This window comes from Okeania sp. SIO2F4 (genome assembly GCF_010672385.1).
In the GTDB taxonomy this organism is placed as follows: domain Bacteria; phylum Cyanobacteriota; class Cyanobacteriia; order Cyanobacteriales; family Microcoleaceae; genus Trichodesmium.
Window position 1 is genome coordinate 1 of record NZ_JAAHGT010000123.1, and the last position, 15,706, is coordinate 15,706.

Consider the following 15,706-nt stretch of genomic DNA (forward strand, 5'->3'; position numbering starts at 1 on the left):
TTTATGAATAGTACGGAAGTCTTAGAATTAGTAGATGATTTAATCTTTGCTCAAACCGGAAAACACTTAGATTATTTACAAAAAAATGTATTAGAAGGCACTATAGAAGGTAAAGCCTACCCAGAAATTGCTAAAGATAGTGGTTTTAGTGAAAGTCATGTCAAAAATGTCGGACAAGAATTATGGCATCTTCTCTCATTAGTCTTAGGTGAAAAAGTTAAGAAGGCTAATTTTAGAGGTGTATTTGAAAAGATAAAAAAGAATAATTTTTCTATTGTTTCAGGATATTGTCATACTAATCTCACAGCTAATAACATTAATATTTTTCCAGATAGAAAGCGATCGCCTACTTCTGTAGAAAATTCCCAAGAATCTAAAAATCAACCACAACTATATTTAGCTCAAGCACCCCAAGATTTTAACTGCTACGATCGCTCTTGGGAACTAACAACTTTGGAAAACTGGATATTAAAAGATTCATCTCGCCTCATTGCACTTTTAGGAATTAGCGGGATAGGCAAAACAACCCTAACACTCCAATTAATCAAACAAATAGAAACTAATTTTAATTACATCATTTATCGGAGTCTCCGTTTTTCCCCATCACTCAATACAACTCTTGCCAAACTATTAGAAATATTTCCAGAAAAAACAGATATTTCCCAAAACATTGAAACTAAAATATTCCAACTACTCGACTACCTACGCCAATATCGCTGTTTGATTATTCTTGATGACCTACAAATGCTTTTTTGTAGTGGAAAAATTGCAAGTCAATATCAAACTGAATCTGAAAATTACCAGATATTTTTTCAGCTTATTGCCGAAATGAATCATCAAAGCTGCTTAATATTAAACAGTAGAGAAAAACCCATAGAAATAGCTCAACTAGAAACCAAAAGTAATTATGTGCAAACCCTAATTTTAGGTAACTTAGGATTAGCAGCAAAACAAATTCTGCAAAACCAGAAATTATCAGACCAAGAAACTTGGGAAAATTTAATTCATGTCTATCAAGGCAACCCTCGCTGGATAGAATTTACTGCCACTATGATTCAAGAATTCTTTCACAGTAGTGTTGCCGAATTTTTGCAATGGGGAAAAGTAATTTTAAGCGAATCTCTAGTAGCAGAATTAGATAAAAACTTTCAACGAATAACTCAGAATGAGCAAACAGTAATAATTCAACTTGCTCAAGAAAATCAACCAGTTACTTTGCATCAAATTGATAAAACTTTAGACTTATCAACATCAGACTTATTGAATGCCATACAGTCACTAAAAAGACGGTTATTATTAGATATCAAACAAGAAGATAAGACAACTTATTTTAGTTTAAATCCAGTTTTGAAACAGTATGTTCTGTGGAAGGAAGAGGGAAAGTAAGTATTCAGTCCTTGGTAAATAATTCTGTGTATAGCAATTGTGATGTACCACACACTGACGCTACGCTTTCAGTGTGGGCTTCTGATGCTCAAATAGAGCGGTCAGAGCTTCCTTCGAGGTACTATTAGTAGTAGATTCAACAACTACAGGATTCCCTTTACGGCGTTTTATCGTTGGGAAAACATCCAGCCCAACTCGCTTTATGTTGATTGAAGCATTAACGTCTCGATCAACACAAAGCTTGAATTTTTCATCAAAATACTCGCGCTTATTCCGGTCAGTAAACACAAATTCGTCTCGATAAGAAAGAAGTTGAGATGTGTAATTAGGTTTGACTTCAACAACACTGGCGTTAGCTTTTGCGGCTACCTGACCCAGTACTTTAAAAAACTGACCAAAAGCGGCATCTAGCCAAGACTTATTAAGCCCTGATTTTGATGACTGACCATTCGGTAAAAATGTCCCATCCTCATCAAGTTTAGGAGCGTTACGGCGAGTTAAACCTTTGAGATTTAACTTCTCATGGAAGAAAACTTTCTTGCCTGTATCTACCAGTTGATGAGCGGTTTTGTACTGGAACTCTTTACGACTCCTAGCTATCTTTTGATGAATACGGGCTTCTCTTTTTGCTAGCCTACGTCTAGCTTTGCTTCCTTTTTTTCGCTTGTTCTTGCGTTGAGAAACTGTGGTTAGTTTGTCCTGATTCTTCCGCAAGGGTTTCAATGACGGAAGTTTTTTGCCGTCTGAAGTAGCTAGATAGAAATCTCTATCTAGAACTGCATCTAGTCCTATGGAATTATCCCAAGTTGGTGTAATATCGTCTGGGTTGAAATCAGGTATAGACTTATCTTCGAGGCTTAAATTACAGTACCACCCATCTGCTTTCTTGGTCATTGATAATTGTTTAAGGTTAGCTCCATCAGGTAAAGGTCGATGCGTTCTCAGCTTGACCCATCCAATTTTAGGAAGTTGAACGAACAGCCAGCGACCATTAACAGTACAGAACTTTAGCCAGGAATTATCAGCATTCGGAAAGTTTAATGTGCGATACCTGGCGGCATTCTTAAAACGGGGTTTGCCACTTCGCTTGCCATTTTGATCCCCTGCAAGAAATCGATTAAAAGCATTTTTGACTCTTATACAGACATCTTGCAAAACGGCTGAATAAACCTGACTGAAGTCCAGCAATTCTCCAGACCAAGCAATCTTAACCAAGTCTTTCTTAAGTAGAGGTAGTTGTTTCTTTTGGTTGTAGAAATTTGGCTGCTCCTTGAGAACAGGTAGTTGACAAATTAACGGACAAACATTAACAGGGCATCTATTTTGTTCCCACCACTCAAAACGCTCACCAAGCATCCGGTTGTACCAATACCGACAGACTCGCAGCCAACCATTTAGTGTGAGTGCTTGTTGAGTCTCTGGATATAGTCGATATTGATACGTGTACTTCATCGGTGTTAATTTTTAAAATGCATTGATTGTAACAGATAACGGCAAGATTGTTATAAAGAATGACTTTGATGGGTAACAAAGACCCTATGCAAAATTCATCCCACGCTCACGCTCCGCTTTGAGACGTGGGATGAATTTTGCCGGAAGCTAAATAGGTTGTAATATTTTATCGCAGTGGTTTCTCCAAACCCCAGTAAAAATGGGATGAAAAGACCAAACCCCTACAGTCTTTTTTGACAAATCATTTGATAGCTCTGTCATAGAGCTATCAAAAATGCACAATTAATTCTGTCCAGGTACTTACAGCAAAAATATTGAAAAATACTTCCCTATTTCCCTGCTTCCCTACTCCCTTACTTTTAAGATTAGAATCATTTGATTCATTCGGTTAGATCGCCATGTTAGCTAGCACTAACTTTTGCATTTTGTGAAGCTCCTAAAAATATTTGATGGTTTTGCTATTGCATTTACCAAAAAATGATGATACTATTTAACTATAAGGGTTAACTCGCCTATACACATGATTTTTTATTCAACTAAAAATAGTATTGTTTTGGGCGCGATAGAACTCCGTTCCGCTTCGCGTTTCATGTCGCGCAGCGAAACGCTGAGGTTGTAGAAAGGAAAATAAATCTAAAATTGGGGTTGCACATTAAGAAACGATAATAAATTTTCAATTGTACATATATTAAGGAAAGAATCATCCAAAAATATCTACTTTTGAATTACATCATTCCTGACTGTGCAAAACCATAAAATTTACTATTTTTCTTCCTTATCCCTTAAGTTTTCTTCAAAGCAGTAATAATTTGCTGATTTGCTTCCGGAAAAGTAAATCGATCTATCTCATCTAATGTAACCCACCTAAACTCATCACATTCTATAGTTTGTGGTATTCCCCGCAAGTAGCGACAATCATATACATGAAGCGTGACTCTAACCTCCGAATAATTATGCTCTATTGTAATTAAATGTTCTTCTACTGCAACCTCAATTCCTAACTCCTCTAAAACTTCCCTTTTAATACAATCTTCTATTGTTTCACCGACTTCTTTTTTACCACCAGGAAATTCCCAGAAACCACCAAAAGCACCTCCAGGTTTTCGCTTATCAATTAAAATTTTTCCTGCTTCATTCCAGATAACACCAACACCAATTAACTTATGAGGTAATATCATATCCGTTTGAATACTTATCAATAATTAGATAGAATAATACCACTTTGATAAATGTTTGCCACAAACATAGCAGTTCTATGGTTTAAATTAGACAGCTTTTTAATACCAATGCCATCTAATCTAAAGTTTGTAGTTCTCAAAGAATTGCGGATACTACCGCGTAATCAATGTTTCTATGTTGAGTTTGTCTACAACAAAGAGGTTGCACCTCAACATGAATTAAATCCTAAAAATGTTTTGGGAATCGACCCTGGTATTAATAATTGGTTAAGTTGCGTTTCTAAGGTTGGTACTAGCTTGATTATTGATGGATGCAAGGTGAAAAGCCTGAATCAGTAGTATAACAAACGAGTTTCTACTTTGAAAGAAGGTAAGCCACAAAGTTATTGGGATGAGCAATTAGCCCACATCACAGAAAAACGTAACCTTCAAATGAGAGATGCAGTTAATAAAGCTGCAAGGTTGGTTGTTAACCACTGTATTAAACATCAAATTGGTACGGTAGTTTTTGGATGAAATCAAGGACAACGGTAAGAGGCAAATTCAGGCCAAGTGACCCAATCATTTGTACAAATACCCACAGCTAAACTTAAAGAACGAGTCAAACAATTGTGCTTAGAACACAAGATTAAATTTGTTGAAACAGAAGAGTCATATACCAGTAAGGCTAGTTTTTTATATGGGGATTTTCTGCCTACTTTCGGCGGAAAACTTGAAGGGTGGAAAGCATCAGGGAAAAGAGTTAAACGTGGGATGTACCAAACAGGTAAAGGTTTGTTAGTTAATGCTGATTTAAATGGTGCAGCGAATATACTTCGTAAAGTAGAGACACAATTAGGTATAAACCTAGTCAAGGTCTGTAGGCAAGTTTTGACCCTTGCTACCAGGTTTAGGCTCTGGGAAACCAAAGCTAAAAATCGTGCGCAGGACGGCTTTAGCCTCCTGTGTAGCAACAGCTTAGAATACCCGCGCTTTTAAGCCGCGCAGAGGTCAATATTTTTCTTCCTTCTCTCCTAGATAACTAAAACCTTTTTTCTTCTTCTTGAAATAAAAATCCCCCGGTTTATTAACCAAGGGAATAATCACAGTTTGACTAAATTAACTCTCGTTACTAAATGTTTTATCTATTTTCAAAGAATTTTCAAACGTCATTCTCTGTTCAGCATTTCTAAGAAAATATCCACTGAGCATTGCTGAAGCTAATAATTTACCTAAATTTTCTCTGCTGGTTGTTACACTTAGATTAAATTGTTCTGAGGGTAGATTGCCTAAAAGTCCAACGATATTTCGCTCCATCACCTGAAAAACTTCTTGGGAATTTGGTTTTGATAAGTGGGAAACCGTATCTGGACTCATAGATTGGACATATTGCCAAAGTAAATTGGCTCCTTCTGAACTTTCTTCAAACAACTCTGGCCTGTGATTATTTCTATTGGTCACTTTCTACCTCCATTTCAGAAACTTTTTTTGACAAGCATGGTTTATGGACTTCACCAACCATATCTATTGCAATTGTTAATATTTATTTGACTTCCTCAATAGTCGGTCAATTTCAGCATAAAACCGATGTGTTGGTTGAATAATATGTCTCTCAACTAATCTCATAAATCAAGGGATGCGCCTTGGGTGAGCCTTACTAGGGGCTATGAAAATTTCGGAATTTTTATGATTATTGAGTCGGGAATTCTGAGCCAATTTCATTGTACCATTAAACCTATTGAATAAAGTTATTATATTTTGTCAAATATTTAGTATATCTTTTGTACAAATCAACGAAGATATTTGACTATATTATGACTATATATGACTATATTTATGTACAAAGTTTATTATACTATAGTTGGAAGGTGGTCAAAATAACTAGACAAACAACATAGTTTAGTAAACAATCAAATTACCTCAATAAATAGTATTTAGGGTTTGCTTATGGAAAGTATGAATGGTAGGGGTAGGAGTCAATAGTCAGGAGTCAGGAGAAGTAGGGAATTTAGAGTAGGTGGTAGTAAGAATTGTCCCCCAATTTTTCTGTCTTTAGTTTACCTAAAATGCTGACTTTTTGAGCATTTTCTACTGAAAATTCAGCACTTTTTGGGAATCCAAAAAGGATTAAGTCTTTACCTGTCAATACTTTGAGAATTAATCAGTAAGCCCTATTTAGAAATATAAAGTCAAATTATAAGAAATTTTATGATAATTGGTATAACCAATAAGGTATGATTTCAATTATCAGTTATTAGCTGTCATCTATCCCCAGTTTCCCATCTCCATTCTCTCACTAGAGATTTCCAGGCTTACAAGTAATGACCCTAGAGCAATTCTCGTCTTTGTCTTTAAGAGTATCAAAAAAATAAATTTTCTGCTTCGGGGAAACTAATACATCGAAGCAGAAATATAACATTAGATTAGGCTAATGTGCAAATTTGTATGAGTTTCTCAAACTAGTTGATTAATCTTTAACTAGCTAAATAATCATTCATATCTTGTTTTCTTTTACGAAGTTTACTCAAAGCTTCTCGCTCTATTTGCCGTACTCTTTCACGACTAATATTTAGGCGATCGCCGATTTTGGATAGAGTCATGCTTTGCCCATCTTCTAAGCCAAATCTTAAGGCCAAAACTTGCTTTTGTTGAGGAGTAAGGTCAGCCATGATTAATTCTAAATCAGTCCGCATGGAAGACTGGAGAGCATAATCTTCCGGAGAAGCTCCTGTGTCTTCTAACAAATCTCCTAACTCTGTATCTTGGTTATCTCCCACTCGCAAATCAAGTGATAAAGGTAAGCGAGCGCGTTCTAAACATTCCCGAATTTGTTTTGGAGTTAAACCTAGTTCTGCTGCTATTTCACCAGTCGTTGCTGAACGACCTAGCTGTTGAGTCAGTTGGCGCTGGACTTTTTTGATCTTGTTCAGCTTTTCTGTAATATGAATAGGTAAACGAATTGTGCGGCCTTTTTCTGCGATCGCTCTAGTTATGGCCTGACGAATCCACCAATAAGCATAAGTAGAAAATCTATAACCCTTGGTAGGGTCAAATTTTTCTACTCCTCGTTGCATACCAATAGTACCTTCTTGAATTAGATCGAGCAAATCTACATTTCGTTTGATATACTTTTTAGCAACAGATACCACCAAGCGTAAATTGGCCTCTACCATTTTCCGCTTTGCTCTTTCACCTTCCCTGATAATTCGCTGCAATTCACTCTTTGAGATATTTTTAGCATCTGCCCATTCTGCTAATGTTGGTTTACGACCTAATGCTTCAGCCAAAGTCTGATTGAATTCTTGCAAAGCTGTTAAGCGTTGGACTTGTTTTCCGTAAAGAATTTCTTCTTCGTGGGTTAATAGGGGAACACGACCAATTTCTCTTAGATAAGTGCGTACAGAATCAATGTCTGAGGTTTTACCAATCTTCATAATCTTTCTCCCGCTAGATAACTCTACTTTGAGGTAGCAAGAAAAGCGGGCGGGCATTACGCTTTTCTTTAATTTTTCTTAAAAAAGTTTTTTCTCTAACCATTTATGATTAATCTGGGCTAGAGAGAGTCTAAATTATAGGTTTTAGATTTTTTTAGATATGACCAAAGAGTTCTAATTTGATTGGGCTACTAGATTCGAACATTTTTTGGCAATAAAAGAAGTTTTACTATTTTGGTTTGGAATTTAGATTTAGTACAGAATCCAAGTAGGATTTGGCTAAAGTAGACCTTTTTGGTCTTTTGAGCGCTTCAGATAATTTTTGTGCCCTTTACATAACTCAATAGTATGTTAAGAATATTAACATTTATGAGAGCAAATGGCTATACCTAAAGCAATTGATTTTTCGGATGAATAAGTTTAATTGCCTATATGAGACTACTCATAAATCCTTAAGAAAATTGCATCCTGCACAACAAAATCACAAAAATTTTGCCAAAATATTTGATCGAGTTAGAAGTCCAGGAATTATTTTCTGACTTTTGACTTTTAACTGCTTTGAGTCTGTCTTACATTCTTTTCGCGGAGCGTTTCCGCAGGAAATGGAGACCTTAGAATTACCCACTCGCTTGACTTTTGACTTAATTCAGATATGACTTATTGTCTCGGTATTATTACTGAATCTGGTATTGTAATGGCCTCTGACTCTCGTACTAATGCGGGAGTGGATTATATTTCGACTTATCTGAAGCTGTTTGATTTTTCTTTAACTGGAGAGCGGGTCATCCTGATTAGCACTTCCGGGAACTTATCAATCACTCAGGGAGTCGTTAATGAACTCAAAAAAGATTTAAAAATTTCTGAAGGTACTAATCTTCATACTTTGTCTACTCTCTATGAAATTGCTCGCTATATTGGAGGGAAAATTCGACAAATTTTAGAGCAAGACCGCTCTTGGCTACAAAAAGACAGAATTGATACCGGATGCAGTATTTTATTGGGAGGGCAAATTAAAGGGCAAGACCCGGAATTATTTTTGATTTATGCTCAAGGAAATTGTATTTCTGCTACCAAAGAAACGCCTTTTTTACAAATAGGTGAAACTAAATATGGGAAACCAATTTTAGACCGTGCTTTGAGTTTTTATACTTCTTTGGAGGCTGCTGCTAAATGTGCTTTGGTTTCAATAGATTCTACTATGAAATCTAATCTTTCTGTAGGACCGCCGATTAATTTGGTGATGTATGAAAAGGATAGTTTTAAAATTCGGCATCGGTTACAAATGCGTTTGGGCGACCCCTATTTGGCTAAGGTTCGGAAGTTCTGGGAGGTTGCTCTTAAGGAAGCTCTTGATGAAATGCCGGATTTAAATTGGTTATATGATTGTCAGGAATCTCAGGAAGATATTTTGATTGATTGAATGTAAGAAGTAAGAAGTAAGAAGGAAGGAAAAAGTAAATTTTAGTAAGACTGTAGGTTGGGTTAAGCGCCAGCGCAACCCAACATAAACTGTACTAAAAAAGCAGGTTAGGAAATTGTTTGGTCTTCAAACCTGAATTATCAAAAACATCCCTGGATAATATTTTCTCAATCAAAATTTTAGTGCTATATTCGTTGAGTTTAGTTGAGGATACCCAACCTACAAAAATCTTCCCTATTAGAATATTTAATTTCTAGGAGATGAGACTAATTTAGTTATCAGAAATCAGGAATATTTTCCGTTGGTAAGTCAGAGACAACCACAGATAAACTTTACGAAGAAAGCAGGCGAGAAAATTATTTTTTCTTCAAGTATGAATTATCAAAAACATCCCTGGATAATATTTTCTCAGTCAAAATTTTAGTGCTATATTTGTTTAGTTTCGTTGAGGATACTCAACCTACAAAAATCTTCCCTATTAGAATATTTAATTTCTAGGAGATGAGACTAATTTAGTTATCAGAAATCAGGAATATTTTCCGTTGGTAAGTCAGAGACAACCACAGATAAACTTTACGAAGAAAGCAGGCGAGAAAATTATTTTTTCTTCAAGTATGAATTATCAAAAACATAGCTGGATAATATTTTCTCAGACAAAAATCTTAGTGCTATATCTGTTGGGTTTCGTTAACTCAACCCAACCTACAAAAATATCTATTACCACTCTTGCCGAAGTCTATTGAATTAAATTAAATGAAAATGAATATAAAATTCACCATTTAGTCATCAAATTAAGCCATCTATTATTTTTTAGGTTACTCTTCAAGAATTTAGAATGCGCGAATTTAGAATGCGCGAATTACCTCTCCTTGAAAATAAGAGGATTGACGAACAGGAAAATTTTTATTTATTATCCCCTATCCAAGGGGAGGCTTTAAACCACAATATTTCGGTAAAAGAAGAATTATTAAACAGATAAAAATCACTAGAGTTATTAACTACAACTAGCTAATTAATGTTTTTAGTATTTCTCTATACATCCTTATAAATAAGACTATTTATAATCAACTATTCTATCTATCAGCAATTAAGAAAAATCCTAATGTGAGGTTTTATCCAAAAAAAAATCCCCACCAGAATATTTAATTTGGTGGGGGGAGATGATATTAATTAATGATTAGTTGAAAAATTGTAACTGATTGAATCTACCAACCACCAAATGCTAATTTTTCTAATTCTCCGATCAAACTATCTTCTCCAAGTGCTATTTGTCCGTCTCGATACATTACATCCAGGCAAATGTAAAAGGCTAAGTGCTTATCATGGTATCTTAAAGGCTGCAATGCCATCCTAGCAAAACCAAGGATTGCTCCAGGAAAGCTTGCAATTCCTTGCAATTGCTCGATCGAGCGATCGAGCATTTCTCTTGCCTGATCTGGGGAAATTCTCAGCTCGTAAGAAGCCATCTCAACAATTAAGTTTTTTTCTTGATCGCTAGCTTGACCATCTACAACAGAGGCCAAGGCAGCCAATTGGATAATATTCTCAGCAACAGCAGGATCGATCATAATTTTTCTCCATGACAGTAATTAGAGTAGTGGTCATTCATCTATAAAAATCCCATCAATAAATAACCAATCTCTTCATTACTTAGCCTAAATCAAAGTCGTCAATTTTAAGTTATTTCATTCATCAATATTTTTGGGAAAATCTCTATCTGACAATTAAAAATTATCATAAATTCCGGTCAACTATATTTTCCTATTTGTAGTAGAATACCCTTCGAGCAAAATATAAAAATTAATAAAAAAATATTACTTATAGGTCGATACTTGATATAGTTTTTGTTTACTTTAATTTAGGCTAATCTGATTAGACCTCTTGGTGAAATCCCTAGAATTAAATTTAATGAAAATGAAATAAAATTCACCCTTTATTCATCAAATTAAGCTATCTATTATCTGTTAGCTTACTCATAAATCAATAATCATTAAATATCTAAAAATCAGTAAAATTATTAACTATAATTATCTAATTTTTAGTTTTTGTGTTTCTCTATACATCGTTATACAGCACTTCCCGTTGTTATGAGGTATACCTATACCTATCGCGGGCAAGATGCCCGCCAAGAATTTTACTATTCACGGCTAGTACATCATTGCTCCGAAATATGCTGTATTTCCTCCTACTCCCTACTCCCTACTCCCTACTCCCTACTCCCTACTCCCTATTTAGAATTAATAATGTCAATAAAAGTTAGTCTCAATCATCAACTTATTTATAACTTTGACCGCTCTATTATTCTCGGACCGCATCAGTTAGGATTGCGTCCTTCTCTTCATTGTCGTACTCCGATTCAAAGTTATTCATTAAAAATTGAACCTCAAGAACATCAAATTACTTGGCAACAAGACGTTTATGGTAATTTTATTAGCAAAATTAACTTTCTTCAGAAAACAGATAAACTTAAAATTGAAGTTGACATAATCGCTGAACTTAAACCTATAAATCCTTTTGATTTTCTCCTGGAAGCTGATGCTGAGAAATATCCTTTTGTTTATGAAAATTCGCTAAACAAACAACTAACTCCTTTTTTAGAAATCACCGAATCAGGGGATTTACTACAAGAATGGATAACTAAAAACAGACAAACAGACACCTATACTACTAATTTTATCAATTCTATTAATCAAAAACTTTCCCAAGAAATTAATTATGAAATTAGACTAGAACCAGGTATTCAAATTTGCGAAGAAACTCTCCACAAAAAAATTGGTTCCTGTCGAGATACAGCTTGGTTATTCGTACAAATTTTGCGTCATTATGGTTTAGCAGCTCGGTTCGTTTCTGGATATTTAATTCAACTGAAAGAAGATATCCCACCCCTTGACAATTCCCCTACTCCAGAATTTGACAATGGAGACTTACACGCTTGGGCCGAAGTTTATTTGCCCGGAGCGGGTTGGATAGGTCTAGACCCCACCTCTGGTTTCTTGGCAGCAGAAGGTCACATCCCCCTGGTCTGTACTCCAGAACCTACAGCAGCAAATCCAGTACGAGGCACGACAGAACCCTGCCAGTCTAACTTAGAATTTTCGGTCAAGGTTTCTCGGTACGAAGAAAAACCAAGACCAACTAAACCTTACAGTGAAGAGGAATGGCAAAAAATTAACAACCTCGGTCGGGAAGTTGAGGCAAAACTAAGACGTCTTAGTTTAGGGTTAACCACCGGAGGGGAGCCAACCTTTATTTCTATTGATGATTTTGAATCTTCCCAATGGCGAGTTGAAGCTTTGGGAGATGAAAAACGCCGACTTGCGGGAGAATTATTAGACCGTCTGGAAAAAAGATTTGCCAAAAATGGGGGATTATTACATTATGGTTTAGGCAAATGGTATCCCGGTGAAGCTTTACCAAGGTGGGCGTTAGGATGCTATTGGCGCAAAGATGGGGTTCCTATTTGGGGCGATCGCTCTCTCATGGCACAAGACAATAAAGATTATGGTCATACTCGCAAGGAAGCGGAAATTTTTATAGAAACTATTGCGCAACAGTTGGGCATTAATTCAAGTTGCATTATTCCTGCTTATGAAGAGGAAACTGAAATACCTGCGGGTTATGTTTTGCCGATTTTGTCAGTCTTGAAAAATGAAAATTTGCACTGGAGTAGTTGTCATTGGCAATTACCCGAAAGTAAATTCCACTTGCTCCCTGGGGACTCACCCTTGGGGTTTCGTTTGCCACTTAGTTCCATTTCTTGGGCAGAAAATTTGGAACCTGAAGCAACCGTCGATATTAACCACCCCCCCACAACTCCAAGTGCAACATTTTTAGAAGCTCCTGAAAATTCTATTAGGGTGGCATTAACCACAGAAGCACGACTAGGAAAAGTACATCTATTTATTCCACCCATGACTTCTGCTAGAAGTTATTTAGATTTAATTGCAGCGATTGAAAATACGGCAAAGCAACTAAAAATTCCTGTAATAGTTGAAGGTTACACACCTCCTGGAAATTCCGGAATAGATGGATTTCAAGTTACCCCAGACCCAGGGGTGATAGAAGTAAATATTCATCCGGCAGAAAATTGGCATGAGTTGGTCGATATTACTACAATTTTATATGAAGAGGCGCGTTTGTGTCGATTGGGAACTGAGAAATATCAGTTAGATGGTCGTCGGGTAAGTACCGGTGGAGGAGCACATATTACTATTGGCGGTAAGAGTGTTGAAGAAAGTCCTTTATTACGACGACCAGATTTATTGCGTAGCCTAATCACATATTGGCAAAATCATCCTAGTTTGTCTTATTTATTTTCTGGTTTATTTGTCGGTCCGACGAGTCAAGCTCCCCGAATAGATGAGGCACGACATGAAAGTTTGTATGAGTTAGAAATTGCCTTTCAGGAGTTACAACCCGAAAAAGAAGTTCCGCCAGAATTGATAGACCGTTTGTTGAGAAATTTATTAGTAGATGTTACGGGAAATACTCACCGCACCGAATTTTGTATTGATAAATTATTTCCGGTAGAAAATCTGCGTCGTCGGTTTGGCTTATTAGAGTTTCGTGGGTTTGCAATGCCTCCCCACCCTAGAATGAGTTTATTACAGATGTTGTTAATTCGGAGTTTGGTGGCGTGGTTTTGGGAAAAACCTTATCAGCGAGATTTGATTCGCTGGGGTACGATGCTCCACGATCGCTTTTTTCTGCCTCATTATATAGGTGAGGATTTGCAAAAGGTAATTGGAGATTTGCAGTCGGCAGATTTTGGATTTGAATTTGACTGGTTTGCGCCGTTTTTTGAATTTCGTTTTCCCACAGTTGGGGAAATAATGCGGGATGGATTGCAATTGGAGTTACGTTATGCAATTGAACCTTGGCATGTTTTGGGAGAGGAAACGACTGGTGGGGGAACAGCGCGTTATGTAGATGATTCGATGGAAAGGTTACAGGTAATGTTGCGGGGTGCGATGGGAGATTCGCCAAATCAGGATAGTGTGGGTTCGAGGTATGTGGTTTTGTGTAATGGTCGTCAGGTGCCTTTGCGGTCTACAGGTGTAGTAGGAGAATATGTGGGGGGAGTGCGGTATCGAGCGCGGAAGTATGGGAATTTATTACATCCGGCGATCGAATCTCATAGTCCGTTGGTGTTTGAAATTGTGGATAGTGCGGTAGGGCGAAGTATTGGTGGGTGTAGTTATTATGTCAGTCCTCCTAATGGGAAGGTTTATCAGCAGTTTCCAGTAAATCATCGGGAGGCAGAGTCGCGGATGGTGGAGCGGTTTCTCAAGATGGGGCATTCTTCTGGGAAGGTTGAGTTGTCGTCGCTGCGGTTGAGTGTAGAGTATCCGTTGACTTTAGATTTGCGGAGGGTATAGCGCTACGCGCAAGTCAAAAGTTACAGTGGTTTCTATCGGTAGACCACTGTAGTGGCGATTCGCGCAATTCGGAGCATGACCTAGTGCCGCTACCCGGAAGTAAAAATTCAAAATTCAAAATTCAAAAGTATTAGTTAGTAAGGGTTTTAGGATTTTGTAACTGGTCAGTTATTTCTGCCATCCTGCACTAGGAAGATGAGGGAAAAATCCCTATTTTGGGGTAGCTCTCAGAAAATGAAAATATTTCTGCTATTGCTTTTGGGAAAATTCCTGAATATTGAAAAGGTTTTGTTGAGCGATCAATTTTATTGAATAAAAAGTCATGTTTAGGGGCAAACGACCCCATTTAATATTTATAATATCACAAAAATTGTGAGGATGTGGCTGAAAATTCTTTGACCCCCGGAAATTTTCGGGAGCTTCAGGAAATGAAAATGTTTGTGATTTTTTGATTTAGCAGGAAGGAAAAGATTTGATGAGGGGAAAATCTCTTTTTCCTAGAGCTTAAGAAAATGAAAATATTTCTGCTATTGCTTTTGGGAAAATTCCTGAATATTGAAAAGGTTTTGTTGAGCGGTCAATTTAGTTGAATAAAAAGTCATATACAGGGGCGAGTGAACCCATTTAATATTTATAATATCACAAAAATTGTGAGGATGCAGCTAAAAATCCTTTGACCCCCGGAAATTTTCGGGAGCTTCATAGAATGAAAATGTTCGTGATTTTTTGATTGAGCAGGAAGGAAAAGATTTGATGAGGGGAAAATCTCTTTTTCCTAGAGCTTAAGAAAATGAAAATATTTCTGTTATTGCTTTTGGGAAAATTCCTGAATATTGAAAAGGTTTTGTTGAGCGGTCAATTTGGTTGAATAAAAAGTCATGCGTAGGGGCAAGTGACCCCATTTAATATTTATAATATCACAAAAATTGTGAGGATGCAGCTAAAAATCCTTTGACCCCCGGAAATTTTCGGGAGCTTCATAGAATGAAAATGTTCGTGATTTTTTGATTGAGCAGGAAGGGAAAAATTTGATGAGGGAAAAATCTCTATTTCCGAGAGCTTCAGAAAATGAAAATATTTGTGTTATTGCTCTTGGGAAAAAATTGCTTTTGCTTTGTCGCTGTGGACGACTCTTAAAACAGATTCTATATTAAAATTAATTTTTATATTTTCAAATAGATATGAACAGGAAATAAATATGTTGAAATCTTTAACTATAAATAATTTTCGTTGCTTCCAATCTTTTGAACTTCAACAACTTAGCAGAGTTAATTTGTTAGTCGGAATGAATAATAGTGGGAAAACTTCTATTTTAGAAGCAATTAAACTTTTATATTCCGCCTACCAACCCGCACAACTCCAGAAAATCATGTTTTACCGAGGAGAATATTTATGGAGGGAGCGTAATAAACAACTAGATATTCGCCATCTTTTTTATGGGCGTGAAATTTCAGTAGGAAGCGAATTTTCTATAGTAGA

Annotated in this window: 12 protein-coding genes; 7 read left to right on the plus strand and 5 right to left on the minus strand. The window is 36.4% G+C overall.

Annotated features, from left to right (window positions below):
* Nucleotides 1-1,386, plus strand: a 1,386-nt coding sequence (locus F6K22_RS10480) for a helix-turn-helix domain-containing protein (RefSeq protein ID WP_363273280.1), incomplete at its 5' end; no start/stop codon positions are given.
* 60 nt (nt 1,387-1,446) lie between these two features.
* Here the strand turns inward: F6K22_RS10480 and F6K22_RS10485 are convergent.
* Both F6K22_RS10485 and mutT read right to left on the minus strand, forming a co-directional pair.
* The gene (locus tag F6K22_RS10485) at nt 1,447-2,838 is read right to left on the minus strand and encodes an RNA-guided endonuclease InsQ/TnpB family protein (protein ID WP_293096809.1); all 1,392 of its coding nucleotides are present in this window, start codon (nt 2,836-2,838) and stop codon (nt 1,447-1,449) included.
* Between the two features lie 782 nt (nt 2,839-3,620).
* A complete protein-coding gene (gene mutT / locus F6K22_RS10490) occupies nt 3,621-4,016 on the minus strand; it encodes an 8-oxo-dGTP diphosphatase MutT (RefSeq protein WP_293096812.1) in 396 nt (131 codons plus the stop codon).
* Nucleotides 4,017-4,124: 108 nt separating this feature from the next.
* On the opposite strand from mutT, the gene F6K22_RS10495 reads away from it, so the two are divergent.
* From F6K22_RS10495 to F6K22_RS10505, 3 genes are read left to right on the plus strand one after another with little or no spacing between them, the layout of a single operon-like run.
* The gene (locus F6K22_RS10495) at nt 4,125-4,355 is read left to right on the plus strand and encodes a hypothetical protein (RefSeq protein ID WP_293096814.1); all 231 of its coding nucleotides are present in this window, start codon (nt 4,125-4,127) and stop codon (nt 4,353-4,355) included.
* Nucleotides 4,356-4,376: 21 nt separating this feature from the next.
* The gene (locus F6K22_RS10500) at nt 4,377-4,532 is read left to right on the plus strand and encodes a hypothetical protein (protein ID WP_293096816.1); all 156 of its coding nucleotides are present in this window, start codon (nt 4,377-4,379) and stop codon (nt 4,530-4,532) included.
* A 36-nt stretch (nt 4,533-4,568) separates the two neighbouring features.
* A complete protein-coding gene (locus F6K22_RS10505) occupies nt 4,569-4,994 on the plus strand; it encodes a hypothetical protein (protein ID WP_293096818.1) in 426 nt (141 codons plus the stop codon).
* Between the two features lie 120 nt (nt 4,995-5,114).
* Here the strand turns inward: F6K22_RS10505 and F6K22_RS10510 are convergent, their stop codons facing one another.
* A complete protein-coding gene (locus tag F6K22_RS10510) occupies nt 5,115-5,456 on the minus strand; it encodes a DUF760 domain-containing protein (RefSeq protein ID WP_293096821.1) in 342 nt (113 codons plus the stop codon).
* 1,013 nt (nt 5,457-6,469) lie between these two features.
* On the minus strand, nt 6,470-7,429 hold the full coding sequence (locus tag F6K22_RS10515) for an RNA polymerase sigma factor, RpoD/SigA family (protein WP_293096823.1): 960 nt from the start codon (nt 7,427-7,429) through the stop codon (nt 6,470-6,472).
* 652 nt (nt 7,430-8,081) lie between these two features.
* Between F6K22_RS10515 and F6K22_RS10520 the strand changes: the two genes are divergently transcribed.
* The gene (locus F6K22_RS10520) at nt 8,082-8,849 is read left to right on the plus strand and encodes a proteasome-type protease (protein WP_293096826.1); all 768 of its coding nucleotides are present in this window, start codon (nt 8,082-8,084) and stop codon (nt 8,847-8,849) included.
* 1,205 nt (nt 8,850-10,054) lie between these two features.
* Here F6K22_RS10520 and F6K22_RS10525 read toward each other — a convergent pair.
* Nucleotides 10,055-10,417 (minus strand): tellurite resistance TerB family protein, encoded by a 363-nt coding sequence (locus F6K22_RS10525; RefSeq protein WP_293096828.1) that lies wholly within the window; start codon nt 10,415-10,417, stop codon nt 10,055-10,057.
* A 675-nt stretch (nt 10,418-11,092) separates the two neighbouring features.
* Here F6K22_RS10525 and F6K22_RS10530 point away from each other — a divergent pair.
* Nucleotides 11,093-14,227: a transglutaminase family protein gene (locus tag F6K22_RS10530; RefSeq protein ID WP_293096831.1), complete on the plus strand. Its 3,135-nt coding sequence runs from the start codon at nt 11,093-11,095 to the stop codon at nt 14,225-14,227.
* A 1,198-nt stretch (nt 14,228-15,425) separates the two neighbouring features.
* On the plus strand, nt 15,426-15,706 hold a 281-nt coding region (locus tag F6K22_RS10535; RefSeq protein WP_293096833.1), incomplete at its 3' end, for an AAA family ATPase.